This window comes from Streptomyces antibioticus, assembly GCF_002019855.1.
Lineage (GTDB): Bacteria > Actinomycetota > Actinomycetes > Streptomycetales > Streptomycetaceae > Streptomyces > Streptomyces antibioticus_B.
In genome coordinates this window covers 3,813,136-3,835,748 of the sequence record NZ_CM007717.1, presented here as the reverse complement: position 1 = coordinate 3,835,748, position 22,613 = coordinate 3,813,136, and the positions used below count along the sequence as shown (strand labels likewise).

Annotated in this window: 19 protein-coding genes and 1 pseudogene; 10 read left to right on the top strand and 10 right to left on the bottom strand. The window is 72.7% G+C overall.

Features of this window, described 5'->3' with window-relative positions; all coding sequences use genetic code 11:
- Positions 1-46: 46 nt before the first annotated feature.
- Positions 47-3,049 carry a D-alanyl-D-alanine carboxypeptidase family protein gene (locus AFM16_RS17090; RefSeq protein WP_078633827.1) on the bottom strand — a complete coding sequence of 1,001 codons (3,003 nt, stop codon included), beginning with the start codon at positions 3,047-3,049 and terminating at the stop codon, positions 47-49.
- A gap of 228 nt (positions 3,050-3,277) precedes the next feature.
- On the opposite strand from AFM16_RS17090, the gene AFM16_RS17085 reads away from it, so the two are divergent.
- The 3 genes and pseudogenes from AFM16_RS17085 to AFM16_RS17075 all read left to right on the top strand — a co-directional run bounded on the left by AFM16_RS17085 (position 3,278) and on the right by AFM16_RS17075 (position 5,632).
- Entirely contained in the window at positions 3,278-4,036 is a 759-nt protein-coding gene (locus AFM16_RS17085; RefSeq protein ID WP_030784949.1) for a GOLPH3/VPS74 family protein, read from the top strand.
- Positions 4,037-4,345: 309 nt separating this feature from the next.
- Positions 4,346-5,213 (top strand): annotated as a pseudogene (locus AFM16_RS17080) (helix-turn-helix domain-containing protein).
- 227 nt (positions 5,214-5,440) lie between these two features.
- The gene (locus tag AFM16_RS17075) at positions 5,441-5,632 is read left to right on the top strand and encodes a DUF397 domain-containing protein (protein WP_030784945.1); all 192 of its coding nucleotides are present in this window, start codon (positions 5,441-5,443) and stop codon (positions 5,630-5,632) included.
- Between the two features lie 122 nt (positions 5,633-5,754).
- On the opposite strand, the gene AFM16_RS17070 is transcribed toward AFM16_RS17075, so the two are convergent.
- Genes AFM16_RS17070 through AFM16_RS17060 form a run of 3 tightly spaced genes read right to left on the bottom strand, consistent with a single transcriptional unit; the run spans position 5,755 to position 8,177 of the window.
- A complete protein-coding gene (locus AFM16_RS17070; protein WP_078633826.1) occupies positions 5,755-6,642 on the bottom strand; it encodes a MerR family transcriptional regulator in 888 nt (295 codons plus the stop codon).
- A gap of 55 nt (positions 6,643-6,697) precedes the next feature.
- Positions 6,698-7,204: a glutathione peroxidase gene (locus tag AFM16_RS17065; protein ID WP_078633825.1), complete on the bottom strand. Its 507-nt coding sequence runs from the start codon at positions 7,202-7,204 to the stop codon at positions 6,698-6,700.
- Complete coding sequence (locus AFM16_RS17060; protein ID WP_078633824.1) at positions 7,194-8,177, bottom strand: ArsR/SmtB family transcription factor; 984 nt, start codon at positions 8,175-8,177, stop codon at positions 7,194-7,196. Before AFM16_RS17060 ends, AFM16_RS17065 begins: the two co-directional genes overlap by 11 nt.
- Positions 8,178-8,262: 85 nt before the next feature.
- Here AFM16_RS17060 and AFM16_RS17055 point away from each other — a divergent pair, with 85 nt between their 5' ends.
- The gene (locus tag AFM16_RS17055) at positions 8,263-9,444 is read left to right on the top strand and encodes an MFS transporter (protein WP_078633823.1); all 1,182 of its coding nucleotides are present in this window, start codon (positions 8,263-8,265) and stop codon (positions 9,442-9,444) included.
- On the opposite strand, the gene AFM16_RS17050 is transcribed toward AFM16_RS17055, so the two are convergent.
- Positions 9,413-10,087: a DUF4232 domain-containing protein gene (locus AFM16_RS17050; protein WP_078633822.1), complete on the bottom strand. Its 675-nt coding sequence runs from the start codon at positions 10,085-10,087 to the stop codon at positions 9,413-9,415. The genes AFM16_RS17055 and AFM16_RS17050 overlap by 32 nt on opposite strands.
- A 279-nt stretch (positions 10,088-10,366) precedes the next feature.
- Between AFM16_RS17050 and AFM16_RS17045 the strand changes: the two genes are divergently transcribed.
- The 3 genes from AFM16_RS17045 to AFM16_RS17035 all read left to right on the top strand — a co-directional run bounded on the left by AFM16_RS17045 (position 10,367) and on the right by AFM16_RS17035 (position 14,019).
- Complete coding sequence (locus tag AFM16_RS17045; RefSeq protein WP_078633821.1) at positions 10,367-10,876, top strand: NfeD C-terminal domain-containing protein; 510 nt, start codon at positions 10,367-10,369, stop codon at positions 10,874-10,876.
- A 57-nt stretch (positions 10,877-10,933) separates the two neighbouring features.
- The gene (locus AFM16_RS17040) at positions 10,934-12,394 is read left to right on the top strand and encodes a flotillin family protein (protein WP_030784926.1); all 1,461 of its coding nucleotides are present in this window, start codon (positions 10,934-10,936) and stop codon (positions 12,392-12,394) included.
- Between the two features lie 191 nt (positions 12,395-12,585).
- The gene (locus AFM16_RS17035; RefSeq protein WP_245177716.1) at positions 12,586-14,019 is read left to right on the top strand and encodes a cation:proton antiporter; all 1,434 of its coding nucleotides are present in this window, start codon (positions 12,586-12,588) and stop codon (positions 14,017-14,019) included.
- Here the strand turns inward: AFM16_RS17035 and AFM16_RS17030 are convergent.
- The 4 genes from AFM16_RS17030 to AFM16_RS17015 all read right to left on the bottom strand — a co-directional run bounded on the left by AFM16_RS17030 (position 14,006) and on the right by AFM16_RS17015 (position 18,091).
- Positions 14,006-14,710 carry a response regulator gene (locus AFM16_RS17030; RefSeq protein WP_078633820.1) on the bottom strand — a complete coding sequence of 235 codons (705 nt, stop codon included), beginning with the start codon at positions 14,708-14,710 and terminating at the stop codon, positions 14,006-14,008. The genes AFM16_RS17035 and AFM16_RS17030 overlap by 14 nt on opposite strands.
- Positions 14,711-14,714: 4 nt before the next feature.
- Positions 14,715-15,767 (bottom strand): HAMP domain-containing sensor histidine kinase, encoded by a 1,053-nt coding sequence (locus AFM16_RS17025; RefSeq protein WP_078633819.1) that lies wholly within the window; start codon positions 15,765-15,767, stop codon positions 14,715-14,717.
- A 127-nt stretch (positions 15,768-15,894) separates the two neighbouring features.
- Entirely contained in the window at positions 15,895-17,523 is a 1,629-nt protein-coding gene (locus AFM16_RS17020) for an IS200/IS605 family element transposase accessory protein TnpB (RefSeq protein WP_078633818.1), read from the bottom strand.
- A complete protein-coding gene (locus tag AFM16_RS17015) occupies positions 17,516-18,091 on the bottom strand; it encodes an IS607 family transposase (protein ID WP_078633817.1) in 576 nt (191 codons plus the stop codon). Before AFM16_RS17015 ends, AFM16_RS17020 begins: the two co-directional genes overlap by 8 nt.
- Positions 18,092-18,615: 524 nt before the next feature.
- Here AFM16_RS17015 and AFM16_RS17010 point away from each other — a divergent pair.
- The 3 genes from AFM16_RS17010 (at position 18,616) to AFM16_RS17000 (ending at position 22,083) form a co-directional block, all read left to right on the top strand.
- A complete protein-coding gene (locus AFM16_RS17010) occupies positions 18,616-18,903 on the top strand; it encodes a DUF3040 domain-containing protein (protein ID WP_030784913.1) in 288 nt (95 codons plus the stop codon).
- Between the two features lie 671 nt (positions 18,904-19,574).
- A complete protein-coding gene (locus AFM16_RS17005) occupies positions 19,575-20,909 on the top strand; it encodes a cation:proton antiporter (RefSeq protein WP_078633816.1) in 1,335 nt (444 codons plus the stop codon).
- On the top strand, positions 20,896-22,083 hold the full coding sequence (locus AFM16_RS17000; RefSeq protein WP_078636984.1) for a PucR family transcriptional regulator: 1,188 nt from the start codon (positions 20,896-20,898) through the stop codon (positions 22,081-22,083). Before AFM16_RS17005 ends, AFM16_RS17000 begins: the two co-directional genes overlap by 14 nt.
- A 27-nt stretch (positions 22,084-22,110) precedes the next feature.
- On the opposite strand, the gene AFM16_RS16995 is transcribed toward AFM16_RS17000, so the two are convergent.
- A complete protein-coding gene (locus tag AFM16_RS16995) occupies positions 22,111-22,596 on the bottom strand; it encodes a cation:proton antiporter regulatory subunit (protein ID WP_470648940.1) in 486 nt (161 codons plus the stop codon).
- Positions 22,597-22,613 lie beyond the last annotated feature (17 nt).

Genomic DNA, 22,613 nt, shown 5'->3' with positions numbered 1-22,613 from the left:
GCGGCTGCCCGGCGGGGTGGAGGAGAGCTGCGCAGGTGGGGCGAGGTCAGGTGATGCGCGTCAGCTTGTCCGAGAAGCCCGGCTCGGCCAGGTCGCTCTGGAGCGCCACCGGCACCTTCACCGCGCCCGAGGCGCCGTCGCCCACGGTGAGCGTGCCCACCTGGGTCCCGGCCTTCGCCGTGTGCGGCACCTCGTCGGCGGCGAACGACAGCTTCACGGTCAGCCCGGCCCAGCCGACCGCCGCCACGTCCTTGGTGACGACGACGGGGGTACGGCCGCCGAGCTGGTCGTCCACGTACCCGACGACGTCGCCCTTCTTGAGGATCTTCGCCGAGGTGATGGCGTCCTGTGCGGCCAGCAGGGCGGTCTTGCTGACCGCGTTCACGGTGTCGATGATCGGCGCCGTGTGCTGGCCGAGGATCGCGCCGACGACGGTGACGGTCTCGCCGCCGCTCTCCTTGGTGGCGGCGAAGAGCAGGTTGCCGCCGGCCTTGCTGGTGGAGCCGGTCTTGATGCCGATGGCGCCGTTGTAGGGGACGAGCGTGTTGTAGTTGCGCCACTTCTGGCCCGAGGGGTCGATCCACTCGGGCAGCCTGGTGATCTCCACCAGCGCCGGGATCTTCACCAGCTCGTTGCCCAGCTTCACCTGGTCCGCGGCGGTGGAGACGGTCGTCTCCTTGAGGCCGGAGGCGTCGGTGTACGTGGTGTTCGTCATGCCCAGTTCCTTGGCGGTGTCGTTCATCTTCTGGATGAACTCCGCCTCGGTGCCCGCGTCCCAGCGGGCCAGCAGCCGGGCGATGTTGTTCGCCGACGGGATCATGATCGCCGAGAGGGCCTGGCGCTCGGTGAGGGTGTCGCCCTCCTTCACGGTGTTGAGCGTGGACTCGCCGTCCTTGTCGTACCCGCCCTCCTTCTCGGCGGTGGCGTCGACGGGGATCGCCGGGCCCTCCTCGCCGGACTTCAGCGGGTGGTCCTTCAGGACGACGTACGCCGTCATGGCCTTGGCGACGGAGCCGATGGCGACCGGCTTCTCGTCGCCGAAGGCGTCCATGGTGCCGATGCCGTTCACGTCCATCGCACCCTGGCCCTCCTTGGGCCAGGGCAGGCCGAGCTTGCCGCCCTCGAAGGTGTACGAGTCCTTCGCGGTCAGCTCCAGCGCGGTCGCCGGGAGCGGGCGCACGGCCTGCGCGATCGCAAAGACGACGAGCAGCAGGACGACCAGCGGCGTCCAGATCTTGATCCGCCGGCCGAGCGTCCGCAGCGGGGTCGGCGGGGGCGGCGGGGTGTTCGTCAGCTCGGCCAGCAGATCCAGCGGCGGCTTCGGCGGCAACGGCTGCTGCGTGGTCCGCTCGGGGCCGATCTGGGGGACGTGCGCGGTGACGTCCGGCTTGAGAGCGACGAACTTGCTGGTGCGCTGGTCGGTCGCGGGCGCGGGTGCGGGTGCCTCGGGCTTGTCGGTCTCCTCGGGCTTGGTGGCCCCGCCCAGCTTCAGCATGGTCGTCGGCTGATCGACGGCGGGCTTGGGCCGGGGAGCCTTGAAGACGGCGGTGGGCTGATCGACGGGGGTGGAGTCGGCCCACTTGGGCGCGACCTTGTCCCCGGCCGCGTCGGGCTTGGCGCCGGCCTCGGTCTTGGCGTCGGCGTCCGCCCCGGGCTCGGCGTCGGCCTTGTCGGCGTCCGCCGCGGGCCTCTCGGCCGGCTTCGCCGGGGTCGCCCACTGGGCCACGGCGGCCGGGAGGCCCTCATCGCCCCCGTCAGCCCCCTCGGAGCCTCCCGAGGCGTCCGACCCGCCCTCGGATCCCCCAGGGCCCTCAGAGGCGCCCTCAGGGCCTTCCTCGACGCCCTGAGCGTCCTCGGCCTCGGTGGTCTCTTCGGCGTCGGCCGCGTCACGGTTCGCGGAGTCTCCGGTGACCTCGGCGCCTGCCGTGGCGTTGCCGAGGTCTCGGGTCGCGTCATCGCTCACGGCACCGGTCGTGGTGGACCGGGCCTCGTCCGCGTCGCCGTCGGCATCCGCCGTGGCGTCGCCGGAGTCGCGGGTCACGTCGTCGCTCGCGGCACGGGGCGTCGCGGACCGGGCGTCCGCCGCGTCTTCGTCCGCAGCACCGGTCGTGACGTTCCCGGCGCCCGTGGCCTCTTCGGCATCCGCCGTGGCGTCGTCGGCGTCTCCGGTCACGTCGTCGCCCGCACTGCGAGCCGGGGTGTTCCGGGCGTCGTCGCTGTCCGCCGTGGTGCCGCCGCCCGCCGTACCGGCGTCAGCCGTGGCCGCGCCTGCGTCCTCCGACGCGTCGTCGTCGGCGTCGCCTGCCGCCGCGTCCTCGGCGTCGCCTGCGCCACGGGCCGTGGCGTTCCCGGCAGCACCAGCCGTGGCGTTCCTGGCAGCACCGTCCGTGGCGTCGCTCGCCGCGCCGGTCGGCTCGCCGGTCGGGTCCTCGGTCGCTTCGTCAGCCACCTCGCCGGTCGGCTTGTCGTCCAGACCGCCGGTCACCCCGCCGGTCGACTCGTCGCTCGGGCCGTCGGCCGACCCCTCGATCGGCTCGTCGTCCAGACCGTCGGCCGACCTGCCGGTCACCCCGCCGCCCGATTCCTCGCCCGACCTGCCTGCCGACCTGCCGCCCGATTCCTCGCCCAACCCGCTGCCCGAGCCCTCGCCCGAGCCCGCGCCCGAACCGCCAGCCGACCCGCCGCCCGACTCCTCGCCCGACCCGCCAGCCGACCCGCCGCCCGACCCCGCGCCCCGTCCGTCGGCCGACCCCTCGCTCAGGTCGGCGTCACCGGAAGGCTCCCCTTCCGCCCCGTCTGCCGACCCCCCGGTCAGCTCACCGGTCGCGACCCCCGTCGTCGCCCCCGCGTCCCGTTCGATCTCCAGTTCGCGTACGGCGAAGACCCGGGTCGCCGTGTCCACGCCGCCGCGCGGGGGGTCGCTGTCCCGTGCCACCGCGAGGCGCGGATCGCGGGGCTCGCGCGATTCGGGAACCGTGCCCGCGCTCCCCGACGTCGGTTCCGCCGACGACTCGCGCTGCTTCGACCTGTCGGGGGACTCGCCCGCCACCGATGCCTCCTCGCCTGTGCTGCATGTGCTGCCGAACCTCGAACCGCCCGCCCGGGACCGCCTCGTGGGCCTGTCCGAACCATGTACCAGTGTCCTGTGTCGTGGGCTCGGCTCCTGCGGTAGACGAGAACGACATACCTACTGGTTCCACTACAAACAGGTCACGCACCCTCGACAGACCAATGTGAGAGGGGTCACCCTGTCATTCATCCACGCGGGGAGGCATGGATGGGCAGGAGCCGCAGAACGATTCCGGAAGAGCTTCTTCTGCTGGCGTTGGACCCGACCACGGGTACCACCGCACAGCCGCAGTCGCTCGACCTTGGTCTGGCCGGAGCACAGCTAGTGGAGCTGGCGCTGGCCGGACGGATAGCCCCTGACGGGGATCGTATCGCCGTGGTGTCCCCACGGCCGACAGGAGATCCGACACTGGACTGCGCGTTGGAGTTGCTGCGAAGGCGTGGCGCTCCGGTTCGGGCCGTCCACTGGATCGGCGGGCCGCGTCTCGGGCTACGCCAGACCTACCTCTCGCATCTCGAACGGTGCGGCATGGTGCATGCCGTGGCGGGACAGATGTGCGGGGTGTTGCCGACGACTCGCTACCAGGCGACGGACACCGAGATCAGCCGGGAGATCAGGGCCCGGCTGGACTCCGCGATCCGCACCGGCGTCCCGCCGGACCCGCGGACCGCGGCGCTCGCCGCACTGGCGCACGCGGTCGGCCTCGGCAAGCACCTGTATCCGGGGAACGAGGGACGCTCGTCCCGCTCCCGGCTGCGGGACCTGATCAGGCACGACCCGATGGGCGGACTCGTGGCGCACGCCGTGATGGACGTCCAGAACGGCGCGGCTGCCCAGCCGCGCCGCAACCCGGCGGCCCCGGCCGGCCGACAGGCCGGACCAGGACCGAGGCCCGCTCCGGAACCCGCCCGTGGCGTTCCGGCGCAGCCGCGCCGCGGTCCGATGGCGCGTGTCGTGGCCCACTGAGCCGCAGTTCCACGACACCCGCGCCGGCAGGACGGCGCACGGCAGGAAACAGACGGGACCCGTCGGCAGCAGTGCCGGCGGGCCCCCTACGACCCGTTCGGGAGCCGCCGCGGCCCGCGCGGGACGGTGATGCAGTCACCGTCCCGCGCGGACGCATGTCACGGCAGGCGACCGAGGCTGATCCGAACTGGCGTGTACCGCCCGCATATCCACCGTTTTCCAGCGGTGGAAAGTGCCTTGGTGGCAGTCTGCTGAACAGCAGATACGCAAAGTGTCGAATACAGGCATGCAGCCGGAGGTGCGCGTCCCGTGGCGTCCAATGTCAATCCCACCGTCAGGCGACGCCGGTTGGGCCAGGAGCTGCGTCGGCTCCGTGAGCTCAAGGGCATGACAGCCGAGGAGGTCGCCGAGCGGCTGCTGGTGTCCCAGTCGAAGATCAGCCGGCTGGAGAACGGCCGCCGCAGCATCAGCCAGCGGGACGTCCGCGACCTGTGCGGGGTGTACGAGGTCGAGGACCAGCGGATGGTCGACTCGCTGATGGAGATGGCCAAGGACTCCCGCCAGCAGGGCTGGTGGCACGCCTTCGGCGACGTCCCGTACAGCGTCTACATCGGGTTGGAGACCGACGCGGCGAGCCTGCGCGTCTACGACCCCCAGGTCGTGCCCGGTCTGCTCCAGACCCGGCAGTACGCCGAGGCGCTGATCTCGGGCGCGCTGCCCGAGGCTCCGCCGCAGGACATCGACAAGCGGATCCAGGTGCGGCTGCGCCGACAGGAACGTATTTCCACCGGCGAGAACCCGCTGCGGCTGTGGGCGGTCCTGGACGAGGCGGCGCTGCGCCGCCGGGTCGGCAACCGCCAGGTGATGATCGAGCAGCTCGAATACCTGCTGGAGATGTCCCAGTTGCCGCACATCACCGTGCAGTTGATCCCGTTCACGATGGGCGCCCACCCGGGGGTGAGCGGGCAGTACGCGATCCTGGAGTTCCCGGACGCGGCCGACTCCAGTGTGGTCTACATCGAGGGTGTCACCAGCGACCTGTATCTGGAGAAGCCGCAGGACGTGCAGAGGTACAGCGTGATGTACGAGCATCTGCGCGCAGGCCCTGAACGCGGACCAGACACGGGAGTTCATCCAGCAGGTGGCGAAGGAATACGCCAGGGAAGGCACCTCGTAGCCACCGGTCGAGGTGAGGCGCCGCAAGATACACCCTTGCCCAGGGTGGCGGAAACTCCCCGGGGAATATGTCATCCGGACGGGTGAACGGCCGCTCCGCATCTCGATGTTGGCGAGTAGCGTCGATCACGCCATCGAGCAACAACGTTGGCGCAATCCTTGCCGTGCAGACGGAGACCAACGCACGGCGTGGTGACAGCAACTCAGCAACTGACTACCGGAGCGAACATGGCAATCCAGCAGGGCGCCGCGAACGAGTGGGTCAAGTCCTCCTACTCCCAGGGCAACGGCGCGTGCGTCGAGATCAAGTCCCCCGTCCCGGCGGCCATGGCCGTCCGCGACTCCAAGGTCACCGAGGGCCCGACCCTGGCCTTCCCCGCCGACGCCTGGAACGTCTTCGTGGCATCGGTCAAGGCATAGGGCACCTCCCTCAGCCTCGGCCGGTTACGCACGACAACTGCACAGGTACCACCCAAAGAGCCCCCTCGACCAGCTCGCCGTCCTAGCCGAGGGGGCTCGGCGTTTCCCCGTCCGGGCAGTCGTCAGGCCCGCTTCACCGGGAACGCCACGTCGCACACCGGGTCCTCCGGGCCCGCCGCGTCCCAGTCCGCGAAGTAGATCTCGCGGCAGGGACCGTCGTACTGCCAGCCCTCCCGCTCGATCCACGCCTCCACGGCCTCGTAGGCGGCGAGGATCTGCGGGGCGGCCACCTGGGCCTTGGTGATCCGGGTGCGGGCCAGGCGCCGGGCCGGTTCCACCCGGGCCCGGACCTGGCGGGTCCGGGCCTGGCCCTCCGCCCAGGCCCGCGCGGCCGCCCCGTCCCCGACGGGGACGCAAGCCTCGGCGGGACCGTCGCTCTCCTCGGAGACGTCGGCGTAGTACACGACGAAGGGAGCGGCGGCGATCCCTCCGCACACGCCGGCCGCCTCCTCCAGCCGGCCGAGGGACGCCGGGATCCACACCGGCAGGTCCTCCGCGAGGGTGTGCCGCGTCTCCCCGATGATCACCTGCTCGGGCACCTCGACCAGGCTGACCTCGAACTTCTCGTACATCTCGGAACTCCTCCCCGACAGTCGGCCACGGAGGTACCCGGCGAGCGCGCGCTGCGCGGCGAACCGGCTCTCGACGTCCGCCCAGTAGGCGGCCAGCAGTTCGCCCGCCGCCTCCGGCTCCGGGGTGTCGAGCACCTCGGCGATCCGGGCGAGCGGCATGTCGAGCCGTCGCAGCAGCGCGACCAGCCGGGCCCGCTCCACCTGGCCGGCGCGGTAGTAGCGGTAACCGCTCACCGCGTCGACCCGGGCCGGAGCCAGCAGGCCCAGCCGGTCGTAGAGCCGCAGCGCCTTGGCCGACAGCCGGGCCCGCGCGGCGAACGCGCCGATCGTGAGCAGCTCGCCGTCCCCGGACACGTCCACCATGTCGTCCTCCGTCACCGGGCGGCCGTTCCGCCCGGCGAGGAGAAGGCTCGACTCTGCCCCTGGGGGAGGGTCAACCGGCGAGCTGCGCCTCGACCGCGGCGACGATCTCGGCGGACTCCGGCTCGGTCTGCGGGGAGAACCGGGCGACGACCGTGCCGTCCCGGCCGATCAGGAACTTCTCGAAGTTCCAGCGGATGTCGCCGGTGTGGCCCTCCGCGTCCGCGAAGCCCACCAGACGCTCGTAGAGGGCGTGCCGCGCGTCGCCGTTCACCTCGACCTTCTCGGTCAGCGGGAACGTCACACCGTAGGTGGCCGAGCAGAACTCGGCGATCTCCTCGGCGGTGCCGGGCTCCTGCCCGAGGAACTGGTTGCAGGGCACCCCGAGCACGGTGAAGCCCTGCGCGGCGTACCGCTCCTGGAGCTTCTCCAGACCCGTGTACTGCGGGGTCAGACCGCACTTGGAGGCCACGTTCACGATCAGGACGGCCCGGCCCGCGTACTGCGCGAGCTCCGCGGAGCCGCCCTTGAGGGCGCCGATCTCGACGGCGAGGGGGGAGGAAGCGGCATCAGTAGTCATGCCCGGATGCTAACTCCGGCGCCTCCACCACCGCCTCGCCCGCCCCCGTCCGCGAGTACAGCACCGACCGGCCCGCCCGCCGCCGCTCCACCAGGCCCGCGTCCCGCAGGACCCGCAGATGCCGGCCCACCGAACCGAGCCGCTGCCCGGTGAGGGCGACGAGCTGGGTCGTGCTCAGCGGTGTCGCCAGCAGGACGAGGACGGCGGCCCGCGCGGGCCCGAGCAGGGCGCCCAGGGCCGCCGGGACCGCCCGCTCCCGCCGGTCCCCGGCCAGCACCCCCGCGCACGGGTACACGAGCGCGTACCGCTCCCGCCCCTCCCACGACACCCAGCCCGTCCGCGGGGTGACCGGCACGAACAGCAGCTCGGCGCCGGAGACCTCGCGCGGCGGGTACGCGTGGAGATTGACCTGGAAACGGCTCCCGCCCAGCCAGCGCGTGCCCGGCCGCAGCGAGTCCAGCACCGCCGCCCAGCCGCCCCGGCCGACCTGCGCGGTCCGCGCCACGGCATCGGCCTCCAGCACCCGCCGCCGACGCTCCCAGTACGGCCGTACGGACGTCTCCCACACCCGCTCCAGGAGCGCCGCCGCCCGCTCGGGCAGGTCGTCGCGGTCCAGCTCGGCCGGGAGCGGTCCGGCGAGCGAGAGACGCAGATGGGCGCGGGCGTCCGCCGGACCGGCCGCCCGGATCCGGGCCACGCCCTCCGCGAACGTCTCGCCCTCGCGAGGGGTGGGCGTCAGGAAGTCGGCGATCCAGTCCCGCCCGAGCCCGGCCCGCACCAGCCGCGCGGTCACCGGGTCGGCGGCCAACAGGGCGCGGTAGTCCGGCAGATGGGCACGCAGCCAGTCCCGCTCACCGGGGTGCGCGCCGGTGCCCGCGTGCAGCAGCTTCAGGCTCGCGAAGGTCTCGGCGAGCGGCGAGACCACGAAGCGGCTGCCCGCCAGCGTGTCCGCGTTCACCTGCCACCAGCCCATCTCCCCAACCCTCCCGGCCCGTACGACGTTTCGCGCTGCCGCGCAACACTATCGACGGCCGACGGGCCCGCCCGAGACTCCGCCCATGACCGCCCCCTCCTACCGACTCCTCTTCCGCACCCCCGAGTTCACCCCGCTCTTCCTCTCCACCGCCGCGCACACCGCCGCCCAGACGGCCGGCGGACTCGCCCTCGGCACCCTCGTCCACCGCGCCACCGGCTCACCGCTGCTGTCGGCGCTCAGCATGTTCGGCCCGTCCCTCGCCCAGGTGCTGGGCGCGACCCTGCTCCTCTCGGCCGCCGACCGGCTGCCCCCGAGAACGGCACTGACCGGCGTCTCCCTCTCCTTCGCCGCCGCCACGGCCCTGCTCACGCTGCCGGGACTGCCGGTCGGGGCGGTCGTCGCCGTGGTCCTCCTCCAAGGGCTGACCGCCTCCCTCGGCGGCGGCGTCCGCTGGGGCCTGCTGACCGAGATCCTGCCCAAGAACCGCTATCTGACCGGGCGTTCGCTCTTCAACATCGCGAGCGGCCTCACCCAGATCACCGGCTACGCCATCGGCGGCGCCCTGCTCACCACCCTGCCCCCGAGCGCCGTCCTGCTCCTTGCCGGGCTCCTGTACGCGACCGCCGCCGCGATCACCCGCCTCGGCCTCACCGCCCGCCCGGCGCGCGCCTCCGGCCGCCCCTCACCCGCGGCGACCTGGCGGACCAACGCCGTCCTGTGGTCCTCCCGCCCCCGCCGCCTCCTCTACCTGGGCCTGTGGCTGCCCAACGGCCTGATCGTCGGCTGCGAGGCCCTCTTCGTGCCGTACGACCCCGAGGCGGCGGGCCTGCTGTTCGCGTGCGCGGCGCTCGGCATGCTCACCGGGGACGTGACCGTCGGACGGCTCCTGCCGCCCGCCGTCCGCACCCGCCTGGACACCCCGCTGCTGCTCCTGCTGGCCGCGCCCTACCTCCTGTTCGCGCTGCGCCCCGCGCTGCCGCTCGCCGCGCTCTGCGCCGGACTCGCCTCCGTCGGCTTCGGCGCGAGCCTGGTCCAGCAGGAGCGTCTGATGGCCCGCACCCCGCCCGAACTGAGCGGCCACGCCCTCGGGTTGCACTCCTCCGGCATGCTCGCCGCCCAGGGCGTGAGCGCGGTCCTCGCGGGCTCCCTGGCCCAACTCACCTCCCCGGCAACGGCGATGACGGCCCTGGCGCTGGCCTCGACGGGGGTGACCGGGGCGCTGGCGGTTGCGGTCAGGCGGGTTCCGTCGCCGACACCGCGGTGACGGTCACGGTGTTGTCGCACTCCGCGAACACCCCGTCGTCCAGGGCGACCTGGTGCGCACCCGAGCCCGGCAGACCGACGACCAGCGTCGGGTACGTGACCGGATCCGCGCCCGACGCGCAATAGCCGTCCCCCTCGCCCTGCACCTGCACGAAGGTCAGCTTCACCCACGCCTTGCCGCCCGCGGCCACCGTCACCGGCGCCGCGGAACCGGAGGGGGTCACGGCCAGCGGGGAGTTGTGCTCGGGCGAGCCGTTGCCGGCGCCCGCGACCGACGGATGACCCTCCAGGACGCACGGCGTGCCCGACACGTTCGTGAACGTCACGACCGCCGCGCCGGTCCCCGTGCCCTGCGGCCGCTCGGCGGCCTGCCGGGCGGCCACCTCCAGCGCGTCGGCGGCACACTTCGCGGCGGAGGCGTCGGCGCTCGGGGAGGCGGTGTCCTTGCCCGGCGTTCCCGAGGCGCTCGGCGCACTCGGCGCACTCGGCGTGCCCGGCGTGCTCGTGGTCGAACCGCTCGTCCCCGGCTCCCCTCCCGCCCCCACCTCGCTGTCACCGGGCTGGCACCCGGCCGTCCCCACCGCGGCCACCGCCACCGCCGCCATCGTCACCAGCGTCCTGCGCACACCGTGTCCGTACCGCATCGAGTCCCCCGAGGCAGATCGTGCGGGCACCGGCTCTCGGCGCCCCGTGCAGGCAGACAGAGCGGACGAACCAGAAGGTTCGCCCGATAGCCGACCTGTGACGTGACGGTGACAGGAACCGGCCCGAACCGGAGGGTGAGGACATGGTCACGTACGCGTGAGTACGGCATGGAAAAGGGCGCCAAGACTGCCGGAACACGGCAATGAACCCGGTGGCACCCGTATGCGAGGATCGACCCACGCCGGAGACCGGCGGCAGGTGAGAGGGGGACGGTGCGCATGGCCTGGTTTCTCGGACTCGGCTTCACGGGGGTCGCGCTGCTCGCCCTGTCGCTGGTCTTCGACGGAATTCTTGAGGGAGTCTTCGACGGCGCGCTGGACGGCCTGTTCGACGGCTGGCTCTCGCTGCCCGTCATCGCCGGATTCACGGCGATGCTCGGATTCGGCGGGGCCATCGCCATGGGGGCGGCCGGCGCGGGCCCGGTGGGCGCCACGGCCGTCGGCACCGTTCTCGGCGCGGGCACGGCCTGGACGACGTACCGCTTCTCACGCGCCCTGATGCGCGGGCGGACCGCCGTCGCGCCGCGCGGGGACGACCTCGTGGGCACGGCCGGCAAGGTCGTGACCGCCATTCCCATGGGCGGCTACGGCGAGGTGCTGCTGCGGCTCGCCGGGCAGCCGGTGAAGTGCGCGGCGCGCAGCGCGGTGGCGATCGCCCGGGGCGCCGAGGTGTGGGTGGAGGCGGCGCCGTCGGCGACCTCCGTCGTGGTCCGCCCCGTCGACCGCTGAGCCCCGCCGGCCTCGATCTTTTTCTGTTCATTCCGTACGTGATGTGGGGGCACTCTCATGAGTCCAGTCGTACTCGCGGTCGTGGGGGTCTTCGTCCTCCTCGTGCTGCTCGCGCTCGTCGTCGTCACCCGGTACAAGGTGGCCGGACCGAGCGAGGCGTTCATCGTCACCGGCCGGCGCGGCAAGACGGCCACCGACCCGGAGACCGGGCGGGTGTTCACCGACAACAGCGGCCAGAAGGTCGTCGTCGGCGGCGGAGTGTTCGTCGTGCCGTTCGTGCAGCAGCGGTTCACCCTCGACCTGTCCTCGCGGCACATCCCCGTCGCCGTGCGCGGCGCGGTCACCCTGCGCGGCATCAAGGCCAACCTCGAAGGCGTCGCGATCGTCAAGGTCGGCGGCACCGAGGACTCGATCCGCGCCGCCGCCCAGCGGTTCCTGATGCAGCAGGACGGCATCGTCGGCTTCACCCAGGAAGTGCTGTCCGGCGCGCTGCGCGCCATCGTCGGCCGGATGTCGGTCGAGGACGTCATCCGGGACCGGGCCGCGTTCGCCGGGCAGGTCGCGGAGGAGGCCGAGGCCAGCCTCTCCGGCCAGGGCCTCGTGCTGGACGCCTTCCAGATCCAGGACATCACCACCGAGGGCTCCTACCTGGAGGACCTCGGCCGCCCCGAGGCCGCGCGCGCCAAGCAGGAGGCCGACATCGCCGAGGCCGTGGCCCGGCGGGCCGCCGAGCAGGCCCGGCTGAAGGCCGAGGAGGAGATCGCCGTCGCCCAGCGCACGTTCGCGCTGAAGCAGGCCGAGATCAAGGCCGAGACCGACGAGGCCGCGGCCCGCGCCGCGGCGGCCGGTCCGCTGGCCGAGGCCGCCCGTCGGCAGGAGGTCCTCAGCGAGCAGGAGAAGGTCGCCGAGCGCCAGGCCGCGCTGACCGACCGTGAGCTGGACACCAAGGTCCGCAAGCCCGCCGACGCCGCCCGCTACCAGGCCGAGCAGGAGGCCGAGGCCCGCCGGGTCGCCCTGGTCAAGCAGGCCGAGGCCGACGCCCAGCGCTCCCGGCTCACCGGTGAGGGCGAGAAGGCGCACCGCGCCGCGCTCGCCGACGCCGTCCGCATCGAGGGTGAGGCCGAGGCCGCCGCGATCGCCGCGAAGGGCTCCGCCGAGGCCGAGGCCATGCGCAAGAAGGCCGACGCCTTCGACCAGTACGGCGACGCGGCCGTCCTCCAGATGCTCGTCGAGGTGCTGCCGCAGGTGGTCGCCAAGGCGTCCGAGCCGCTCAGCGCGATCGAGAAGATGACCGTGATCTCCACGGACGGCGCGGGCCGCCTGCCGCGCGCGGTCGCCGACAACGTCGCCCAGGGCATGGAACTCCTCGGCGCCACCACCGGCTTCGACCTCGCCGAACTGCTCAAGGGCATCACGCGGCGTGACAGCGCGCCCGCCGAGGTCACCGCGGGCACGGCCGGCGCGGCCGCCACGACCGACCCGGCGGCGCTCAACGGGAAGGTCGAAGTAACCGACTGACCTGCGGTTTTACCTTCTCATGGGTGCCGGCCCCCACGCGAAATGGGGGTCGGCACCGATGGTTGTGAGGGGCACGGTCGTGAAAGCGTGGATCACACCCACCGCACGCCGTGAACGAAGGAGGGCCGGTATCCAGCCCCGCGATGTGAAGCGACCGCGACGACCGTACACGTATGCGAAGGCGGTGATCCGTGGGACATGCTGACACGCTGCTGGCCATGGGCGGCGCCTTCGTCGCCGCCGCCGTTCTCGCCCGGCTGGGGGGCAAGATCGGACTCCCGACCATCCCGCTGTTCATGCTCGCCGGCATACTGCTCGGCCCGCACACCCCGGGGCTCGTCCTGGTCCAGGACGCGCACGACTTCGAGATGCTCTCCGCGCTCGGTCTCGTGCTGCTCCTGTTCTATCTGGGGCTGGAGTTCCAGGTCGACGACCTGCGCAGCGGCGGCCGACGGCTGCTGGCGGCGGGCGGCATCTATCTCGCGCTGAACGTCGGAGCCGGCCTCGGCTTCGGCCTCGCCCTGGGCTGGGGCGTCCGCGAGGCGCTGGTGCTGGCCGGGGTCCTCGGCATCTCCTCGTCCGCGATCGTCACCAAGATCCTGATCGACCAGGGCCGGATCGGGCGCCCCGAGACCCGGCTGATCCTCGGCGTCATCGTGGTCGAGGACATCTTCCTCGCCCTGTACCTGGCCGCGCTCCAGCCGGTCATCGGCGGCGCCCAGGGCGTCACGAACATCGTCCTGGAGGCCGGCAAAGCGTTCGGGTTCCTGCTGGTGCTGGCCGCCGCCGCCCGCTACGGCATCCGGCTGATCGGCCGTCTCATCCAGGTCCGCGACAACGAGCTGCTCGTGATCAGCTTCCTCGGCGCGGCCGTCCTCGTCGCCGGGGTCTCCGAACTCCTCGGGGTCGCCGACGCCATCGGCGCCTTCATGGTCGGCCTGATCCTCGCCGGGACCCCGTCCGGCCCCCGGATCCGCAAACTGGTCCATCCTCTGCGGGACGCCTTCGCCGCGATCTTCTTCTTCGCCTTCGGGCTCGCCATCGACCCCGGTGTCGTCGCCGCGGTCGCCGGCCCGGTCGCCGCGGCCGCCGGCCTGACCATCGTCATGAACGTGATCGCCGGCCTGCTCGTCGCCCGGCTGTACCACTACGGCCCGACGCACGCCGCCGACATCGCCACCACGCTGGTCGCCCGCGGCGAGTTCGCGCTGATCCTGGCCGCGATGGCCGCCAGCGCCGGTCTCGACCGCAGGCTCGGGCCGTTCATCGCCGGATACGTCCTGGTCCTCGCCGTGCTGGGCCCGGTCGTCGCGCAGCGGGCGCATCTGCTGGCATGGGTGCTGAGGGCGATGGGGGCGGGACGGAAGCCGACGGACGCCGCTGTGGAGGCGGCCGCAGACGTGGCCGGGGACGCGGCCGGGGACGCTGAGCACGCGAGGGGTGCCGAGGGCGGCGTCGAGGACGTGAGGCCGTCGGCGGGCGGGCCGGAGGCGGAGCGGCAGCCTTCGCTCCGGGAGCCGGATCGGGAGCCTTCGCCGGAGCGCGGGCTGTCGCTGGAGCGCAGGCCCGCGCCGGAGCGGGAGCCGGTCACCGTGCCGGACGACGACCCGCTCACGGCTCGATGAGACCCACCCGGATCGCGTACCGGGTGAGTTCCAGACGGTCCTTCATCCCCAGCTTCTGCAACAGGTTGGCGCGATGCCGCTCGACCGTCTTGGGGCTGATGACCAGCAGATCCGCGATGTCCTGCGAGGTGTGCCCCTCGGCGACCAGCTTGAGGATCTCCTCCTCCCGTTCGGTGATGGCCCGCGGCGGCAGCGCCCGGCCCTCCCGGACGCGGTCGAGGTAGTTGCGGACCAGGGCGCTGACCGCGCCGGGGTACAGGAACGGCTCCCCGCGCATCGTCGCCCGGCACGCCTCGACCAGATCGCGGTCGGCGACCGACTTCAGCACGTACCCGGAGGCGCCGGCGCTGAGCGCCTCGAAGAAGTACTGCTCGTTGTCGTACATGGTCAGGATGAGGATGCGCAGGTCGGGCAGGACGCGCGAGAGTTCCCGGGCGGCCTGGAGGCCGGTCAGCCGGGGCATGGCGATGTCGAGGATCGCCAGATCGGGGCGGAGGGCGCGGGCCTGCGCGACGGCCTCCGCCCCGTCGTCGGCCTCGGCGACGACGACGAGATCGGACTCCCCGTCCAGGATGAGCCGCACCCCGCGCCGCACGAGCGCGTGGTCGTCGGCGAGGAGGATGCGGGTGGGCGGCTGCTCGGCCTGGCCCTTGGGCTGGTTCCTGGGCTGGTTCTTGGACTGGTCGGTCATGAGGTCAGGGCGTCCGGTCGGGGTCGGGGGCGGCTGGGTCGAGGACGGCTGAGCGGGGGACGTCGGGTTCGGCGGGGGAGTCCGGGGCGGTGTCGGGAGCGGCGGCGGTGGCTCTCGGGTGGGTGGGGACCGGGACGGCCAGGGACACCGTCGTGCCCCCGGCCGGGCCGGGTCCCACCGTGAGGTCGGCGCCGATCAGCAGGGCACGTTCCCGCATGCCCCGGATACCGGCGCCCTCGGGCGCGTCGCCGATGCCCTTGCCGTCGTCCCGGACGATCAGCCCGACGCCGGACGGGGTGCGGTGCAGGGCGAGTTCGGCGTGCTGGGCGCCCGAGTGCCGGGCGGTGTTGGTGAGGCCCTCCTGCGCCACCCGGTACAGCACGAGTTCGGCGTCGCGGCCGAGCGGCGGCAGATCGGGGTCGAGCCGGTGCCGTACCGAAAGGCCCGGCTTGGTGAACTCGGTGGCGAGCGCCTTGAGGGCCTTGGCCAGGCCCAGCTCGTCCAGGACGCCGGGTCTCAGCCGGCGCGCGATACGGCGGATCTCGTCCAGGCTGCCCCGGGTGGTCTCCTGCACCTGGTGCAGTTCGGCGCGCATCTCCGGCGGCCCGTGGTCGGCGACCCGCTTGAGTTCGAGGAGGACGGCGGTGAGGGTCTGGCCCACCTCGTCGTGCAGCTCCTGGGCGATCCGGTGGCGCTCGGCCTCCTGGGCGGAGAGCGCGCGGGCGCTGCTGGTGGCGCGCTCGTCCTCCAGCCGGTCGAGCATGGCGTTGAACGCCGCGATCAGCTCGGCGATCTCGCCGTGCCCGTGGACCGTGAGACGCCGCCCCGGGCGGAGCAGATCGGTGGTGCGCATGGCGCGGGCGAGGCGCTGGAGCGGACCGAGCCCGACCCGCAGCAGCAGCGCGTTGGCCACCAGCATCGCGGCGAGACCGCCGGTGAGGACCGCGGCCTCGGTGAGCAGGACGGGCGTGGAGACGGTGACCGGTCCCAGCAGCAGCGCGGCGGCCGTCACCAGCACGACGGCGTTCAGCAAGAAGATCCGCCAGAACAGGGGCACCGCGCATCGCCTCCTCGACATGGCCCTCCGCACCCGCCGGGCCTCCACGATTCAGCCTGGTCGGTGAGGCGGACGGCTGCCATCCGTGACAGCACCCATGTAGGTGACAGCACCCATGTAACCGTTCCTAATCAGTGCGCAGGAGTGAGTCCTGGACCCATGCCTGGTCACCGCGGGCATCCCCAACGGTCTTGGATGTCCTGGTCGCCCGCGTGCTCGCCGCGTTCGGCGGCACGGATCGTGTCCGTGGTCCGGGGATGCGGGGGCGGGGTTCCTCATGCCCAGGGGCACGCCGGTCGGCCTGGACGGTCCGATGCCCGTGCATATCGCTCTGGTGTGCACGGGGCGGTGTCGTCCGTCGCCGGATCGGGTGTCCTTGGGCGCGTCGTCCGATCGCGATGCTCGCCGCATCGTGCCGGGTGGTGGTGCGGGTGGGGCCGGTCAGCGGCTGTTGCCAGTGCTGGGCGCCCCACTTGCTGGTGTAGGCCGGGTCCACGGCGATGATCGCGATACCTGTGGCGTCGGCCATGGAGGCCAGCCGGGCGCGGAGCCTGCTGGTCGGCATGCCGGAGACGAGGTGCCGGAATCGGCGTTTGCGTCCGTGTTTCTCTCTTGTCTTGTCGGCTTGGAAGTCGAGGTCTTCGACCGCGATGGCCTGGACGCCGCAGGTCTTGGCCCAGTTCAGCAGGCGCGTGAGGGCGTGCCGGACCTGGGCGTCGCGGTGCTGGGCGTTGCCCGACAGGTCGTAGGAGAACCGGCGTGGTCGGCCCATCGGGTTGCCGTGTGTGTCGAGGCGCCAGGCGGCGAGGTGATCGGCGTTGGTGTCCACGCCGATCACACCCTCGACGAGGGCGGCTTCGAGCGGGATGGTCCAGGCGGGAGGGATCTGCCAGGAGGCGTCCACGTACCAGCGTCCGCGCCCTGTGTCGTAGTGGATGCGGTAGGCCACGGCCCGGTTCGCCTCCACACGGTCGGCCCACTCCTGCCCCCGGTGCGGGAAGCGCACCTTCGCAGCGAGTACGTACCGGCCGTGCCTGGCGTTGCACAGATCGGCGAGCGGGGCCGGGAGCCTGATCGACACTTCGCCCTCGGGCGTGATGCGGATCGTCTCGTTGCCGAACCTTTTCCCCGACTCGCCGTCCGCTCGGAGGAACCGGCGCCCGGCTTCCCACCGCTCACGCCACCCGGCCTCCGTGAGCTGAGCCTTGTCGAGGTTGTGACGGGTGCCCAGCAGACGGCTGCCGCCCCGCACGACCTGCACCCGGCCCGCTTCCCGGTCGGCCCGAACCTGATCGAGCCGGTTCTCCAGCACATGCAGGCGGCGTGCTTTGTGGAACCACTCGTGCGCGCAGCGGTAGCCGCCCGGCGTCCGCTTGGTGCCCTTCATCCCGACCGGCAGCGACAGCCGGTGCCGGATCGTCGTGACACCGGCTTCGAGGGACTGGATGTGCGCGGCCTGGCCGCGCCGGGCGAGTGCCCATTGATCATGCGTGGCCTTCGTGATCGACCCGGCCCACCGGGACGACGACTCGGCCGTCAGGTCCCGCTTACGGGCCGCCCATGACGGGGCGGAGTGCTCCAGGCCGTCCCTGCAACGCGCTTTGAGGTCCCTCGAGGCGAGCGAGCCCAGGTGCGCACCCACCGTGCGCAGAACCCTCTCGTCCTCGGGCGTGAGGTCCCCCAGCCGGGTACGAACCGCCACACCGAACGGACCGGGAGCGACGAACGGCGCGGTGATCGGGCGGAGGTCAGCCATGCTTGGCGGCTTCCAGTGCTTTGCGGGCGCGGTTCCTGGCCGACCTGCGCCCGTACAGGCGGGCGCAGAACGACGTCATTGCCTCCATCATGTCCCGCACCGGATCGTCTTCGGCCTCGCCGTCGTCCAGGACCAGCAGGCGACGGCCCGCGGCGGACAAGGTGGCCTCGACAAGCTCGACGTTCGTCCGGCCGAGCCGGTCCTTGTGCTCCACCACCACGGTGATGACGTTCGGGTCGGCCAGCAGACGTCGAGCCTTTGAACGGCAGCCGTTCATCCCGGAAGCGATCTCCGCCTCGACCCGAACGACCCGGTGACCGGCCTTCGCCGCCCACGCCGACAGCCGGGCGACCTGGCGTTCCAGATCGGTCTTCTGGTCGTGCGAGGAAACGCGGGCATACAGACCCAGACCCCCGATGGCCTCGGGCGTCGTGTTCGCGTTGATGTTCACCAGGATCGTGCGCGGCCCGACCCGCTGAGCCGGTACCGGCAAGGTCCCGTCACGGAACCAGCGATAGGCGGTCTGCGGATGCACGCCCTGCGTCTTCGCCCATTCCGTCAGATTCACGCTCTGGCAACGACACTCACTCATACATGGTTACGCTCACTTGCCCGACTTCGAGGACCAGCGGGCGGAGACCCTGCTCCCACCCCTGACATGGGGGACGCGCACGGGCGTTTGTAGGGGTCGGGCCCCAGGAAGAATGCAGGGTGAGCCTGATGGCGGGAGACGCCGAAGGGCGAAAGGCTGAAGTCGGTCGAGACAGCCGCACCACGTCTCCCGTGCCGGGGCCCCCACCGGAGAAACGGCCCCGTGCCGGCGTCCCGGAGGACCACCCCGCCGCACCCGTCCGCCCGCGTCCCACCTCACCGGCCGGTACCGACGGCCCCGCGCCGTCCGCCCGCACCACCGGCCCCGCACCGCCCGCCTCGTCACGCTCACCCTCTCGACGCTCGTCCCCTCATGCTCGTCCTCACGTTCGGCTCCACGCGCATCCGCGTCCCCGGCCCACCCGCCGCCGTACGGCGGTCCGTGACCGGTGGTGGAACCGCGTCGCGCCGTGCCGCGTCCCGTCCCGGGAAGGAGAAGCCATGGCCGCCCAGTTCGACGACGAGAGGCTGATCGCCCTCGCGGCACGGTTCGAGCGCGACGATCCCCGGTTCGCCCGGGCCATGAGCACGGGCCGCCCCTCCCGCCCCCGCGAGTACCGGCGCACCGGCGCCTGGTGGGCGCTGGCCGTCGCCCTCGCCGTACTGATCACCGGGGTGGTGATCCCCGACGGGCTGCTGATCGCCACCGGGCTGGTGCTCGCCGGGATGGCGGGCCAGCTCTTCGATCCGCACCGGCCGCGCGGACGCCGTCGGCCGTATCGGCGCTGACCTGCCCTGACCTGCGTAAACCCTTGCTCCGCCGGTTCAGGTGATCTTCGGTTGCCGGTATGAGGTAGACTCCTTTACCAAACACTTACACTCCGCCCGGGCGCGTGCCCGCTCCGGCGGGGTGTTCGGTCGTGTAACCGGCACCGACGCGAGCAGAGGGGGCGTGACATGGGTCGAGTCATCCGCGTGCGCGTCGACAACGCCGCTCGCGACCGCGTTCCTGATACCGACGCCGCGGTCTGAGTCACCGCCCGGCGCGCCGGCAGGCCCCGCCGCCCCCGCGCCGCACTTCACCCTTCACCCGCCGCACCAGCACGCCGTAGCCCCGCAGCACCTCTGACGGGGGCCACCGGCCCGACGCACCGGCGCACACCCCACAGCCACCACACCCCGCACGCGACCGACGACCGCACGCGACCGACGACCGTACGCCACCCGTACGACCGACCCGTACACCCGGCCCGCACACCACCCCCGTACACCCGGCCCGTACGACCCGCACCCGCGACCGTACGACCCGTACGGGAGCCCTGACCCGAACCCCACCGCACCCCCAAGGCCCCGCCCGGGTCCCGTAGGGGACGGACGACCCATCCGCGCCGAACAGCGCGCCGCCGGCACCCGCAACGGCACAGACGCCGCCACCGAATCGACACGGAGGACAGACGCCCGTGCACGACACCACAGCCATGCTCATCGAACTCGGCGCCATCATCCTCGTCCTGGGCCTGCTGGGACGCCTCGCCGGACGGGTGGGTTTCTCCCCGATACCCCTGTACCTGCTGGCCGGCCTCGCCTTCGGGCAGGGCGGCATCCTGCCGCTGAGCGCCAGCGAGGAGTTCGTGTCCACCGGCGCGGAGATCGGCGTCGTCCTGCTGCTGCTCCTGCTCGGCCTGGAGTACAGCGCCTCCGAACTCGTCACCAACCTCAAGACGCAGTACCCCTCGGGCGCCGTCGACTTCGTCCTCAATGCCGCCCCCGGCGCCGCCATGGCCCTGCTGCTCGGCTGGGGCCCGGTCGCCGCCGTCGCGCTCGCCGGAGTCACCTGGATCTCGTCGTCCGGCGTGATCGCCAAGGTCCTCGGCGACCTGCGCAGACTCGGCAACCGCGAGACCCCGGTCGTCCTCGGCATCCTGGTCCTCGAAGACCTCGCCATGGCCGTCTACCTGCCGATCCTCACCGCCCTGCTCGCCGGGGTGAGCCTGGCGGGTGGCACGGTCACCCTGCTGATCTCCCTGGGGACGGTCGGCGGCGTCCTCTACGTCGCCCTGCGTCACGGCCGGCTGATCAGCCGCGCGGTCTCCTCCGACAACGCCGAGATGCTGCTGCTCGTCGTCCTCGGCCTGACCCTGCTCGTCGCCGGTATCGCCCAGCACCTCCAGGTCTCGGCGGCCGTCGGCGCGTTCCTGGTCGGCATCGCGCTGTCCGGTGAGGTCGCCGAGGGCGCCAGCAGCCTTCTCACCCCGCTGCGGGACCTGTTCGCCGCCGTCTTCTTCGTCTTCTTCGGCCTGCACACCGACCCGTCGGCCATCCCGCCCGTCCTCCTCCCGGCGCTCGCGCTGGCCTCCGTCACCACCCTCACGAAGATCGCCACCGGCTACTGGGCGGCGCGGCGGGCCGGCATCTCCGCGAAGGGGCGCTGGCGGGCGGGCGGCACGCTGGTCGCGCGCGGCGAGTTCTCCATCGTCATCGCCGGTCTCGCCGTAGGGGTCGAACCGCGTATCGGACCGCTGGCGACGGCGTACGTGCTGATCCTGGTCGTCCTGGGACCGCTGGCCGCCCGCTGGACGGAGCCGGTGGCCCGCAGGATCACGGCGCGGACCGGGTCCCGCCGGGGGACCGGGGCGGTGGGCGCCACGGGCGCGGCCGGTACTGTCGGGACAGCCGGTGCCACCGATGTCTCTGGTACGACCGATGCCCCTGGTGTCAGTGATGCCCCTGGTGTCGCCGGTGCTGCTGATGCCGATTCTGCCGACGCCGCGGGAGCCGTCCATGCAGGCCACTGAGTACGGCAGCCGGCCGGTGTTCGCGCCCGGCGCGGCGGCCGCCTTCCCGGCGCCGGAGCCGGCTGCTCAAGAACCGCGCGAGGCCGAGACCCCCGAGGCGGCCGGTGCCGACGAGGGCCTGCCCTACGCACCGTTCCTCGACGGCTTCCAGCAGATCGTCGCGGACGCCGCCACCACCGGCCGCCGGCTGACCCGCGACGAACTGGAGTCCCGCCGGGCGCTCGGCGCGCGGGCCGCCGAGGCCGGGCACGGCTGGCGCGGCCTGGTGCGCGCCCATCTCGTGGTCGGCCGCGAAGGCAGGCCGCGGGCGGCCGACCCGGACAGTGTCCTGGCCGTCGTCGAACAGGCCATGGACGCCTTCGCCGACGGCTACGAGCGCGCGCAGCGCCTCGTGATCCGCAAGGAGGAGGCGGCCCGCCGGGAGTTCATCGACGACCTCCTGCACGGTCGCGGCGACTCCGGCGCGCTCGCCGCCCGCTCCGAACGGTTCGGGTTCCGGCTGTCCCGCGCCCACGCGGTCGCGGTCGCCGAGGGCCCCGAGAAGTACGACGAGACGGACCCCGTGCCCCGTCAGGTGGCGAGCGAGCTGTTCGCCCGGTTCGAGAACCGGCGCATCCTGTTCACCACCAAGGACGGCCGGATGGTGTGTGTCGCCCCCTCCGACCAGGACGACGTCCTCACCCACTTCGCCAAGCACGCCTACGCCGCCGTCGGTGACCGGGCCCAGGCCGCGATCGGCCGCCCGCGGCCCGGCACGCTCGGCATCGGCCACAGCTACGAGGAGGCGCTCAACGCGCTGGACGTGGCCCAGCGGATGGGCTTCGACGAGCCGCTGCTGCGCGCCGCCGACATGCTCGTCTTCCCGGTGCTCGCGCGGGACCGGCAGGCGCTGGTCGACCTGGTCCACAACGTCCTCGGGCCGCTGGAGGGGGCCCGCGGGGGAGCGGTGCCCTGGCTGGAGACCCTCGGCGCCTACTTCGACACCGGGTGCGTGGCCGCGGCGGCGGCCCGGCGGCTGTCGCTCAGCGTGCGGGCCCTCACCTACCGGCTCGACCGGGTCCACGCGCTGACCGGCGCGGACCCGACCGACCCGGCCCAGCGGTACATGATCCACACGGCCGTGATCGGGGCACGGCTGCTGGACTGGCCGGCGCGCCCGCTGCGCCCGGTGTGAGACCGCCGGCCGGCTGCGGGGTCCCGGTCACTCCCGTTCGAGGATCGCCGCCGCCGCGTCGACGCCCTCCCGGGTGCCGATCACGATGAGGATGTCGCCGCCGACCAGCCGGAAGTCCGGCTTCGGCGACGGCACGGCCTCGGCGCGGCGCAGCACCGCCACGATCGACACCCCGGTCTCGGTGCGCATATGGGTGTCGCCGAGGAGCCGCCCGTTCCAGTACGAGACCGACGGCAGCTCGATGCGCTCGGCCACCAGTCCCAGCTCGGTGGTGTACAGCAGGTTCGGGCTGTGGTGCGTCGGCATCATCGCGTCGATGAGCGCCCCCGCCTCGTTCGCGGTCAGCCGCACCGACAGGGCGCAGGCGTCCGGATCGTCCTCCTGGTAGGCGTTGAACGTGCGGGCGCCGTCGCGGTGCGCGACGACGGACACCCGGCGCTGTTCCCGCGTGGTCAGGTCGTAGCGGACCCCGATCCCCGGCAACGGCGTACTGCTCAGGCGCGGACCACCCACGACTGCCCCCTGTCTGC

Excerpts from the sequence above, each read along its gene's own strand:
- AFM16_RS17065 (WP_078633825.1), bottom strand. The coding sequence starts at position 7,204 with ATGACTACTGATGCCGCTTCCTCCCCCCTCGCCGTCGAGATCGGCGCC.
- AFM16_RS17010 (WP_030784913.1), top strand. The coding sequence starts at position 18,616 with ATGGCCGCCCAGTTCGACGACGAGAGGCTGATCGCCCTCGCGGCACGG.
- AFM16_RS17075 (WP_030784945.1), top strand. The coding sequence starts at position 5,441 with ATGGCAATCCAGCAGGGCGCCGCGAACGAGTGGGTCAAGTCCTCCTAC.
- AFM16_RS17020 (WP_078633818.1), bottom strand. The coding sequence starts at position 17,523 with ATGGCTGACCTCCGCCCGATCACCGCGCCGTTCGTCGCTCCCGGTCCG.
- AFM16_RS17040 (WP_030784926.1), top strand. The coding sequence starts at position 10,934 with ATGAGTCCAGTCGTACTCGCGGTCGTGGGGGTCTTCGTCCTCCTCGTG.
- AFM16_RS17045 (WP_078633821.1), top strand. The coding sequence starts at position 10,367 with ATGGCCTGGTTTCTCGGACTCGGCTTCACGGGGGTCGCGCTGCTCGCC.
- AFM16_RS17060 (WP_078633824.1), bottom strand. The coding sequence starts at position 8,177 with ATGGGCTGGTGGCAGGTGAACGCGGACACGCTGGCGGGCAGCCGCTTC.
- AFM16_RS17000 (WP_078636984.1), top strand. The coding sequence starts at position 20,896 with ATGCAGGCCACTGAGTACGGCAGCCGGCCGGTGTTCGCGCCCGGCGCG.
- AFM16_RS17055 (WP_078633823.1), top strand. The coding sequence starts at position 8,263 with ATGACCGCCCCCTCCTACCGACTCCTCTTCCGCACCCCCGAGTTCACC.
- AFM16_RS17085 (WP_030784949.1), top strand. The coding sequence starts at position 3,278 with ATGGGCAGGAGCCGCAGAACGATTCCGGAAGAGCTTCTTCTGCTGGCG.
- AFM16_RS17030 (WP_078633820.1), bottom strand. The coding sequence starts at position 14,710 with ATGACCGACCAGTCCAAGAACCAGCCCAGGAACCAGCCCAAGGGCCAG.
- AFM16_RS17050 (WP_078633822.1), bottom strand. The coding sequence starts at position 10,087 with ATGCGGTACGGACACGGTGTGCGCAGGACGCTGGTGACGATGGCGGCG.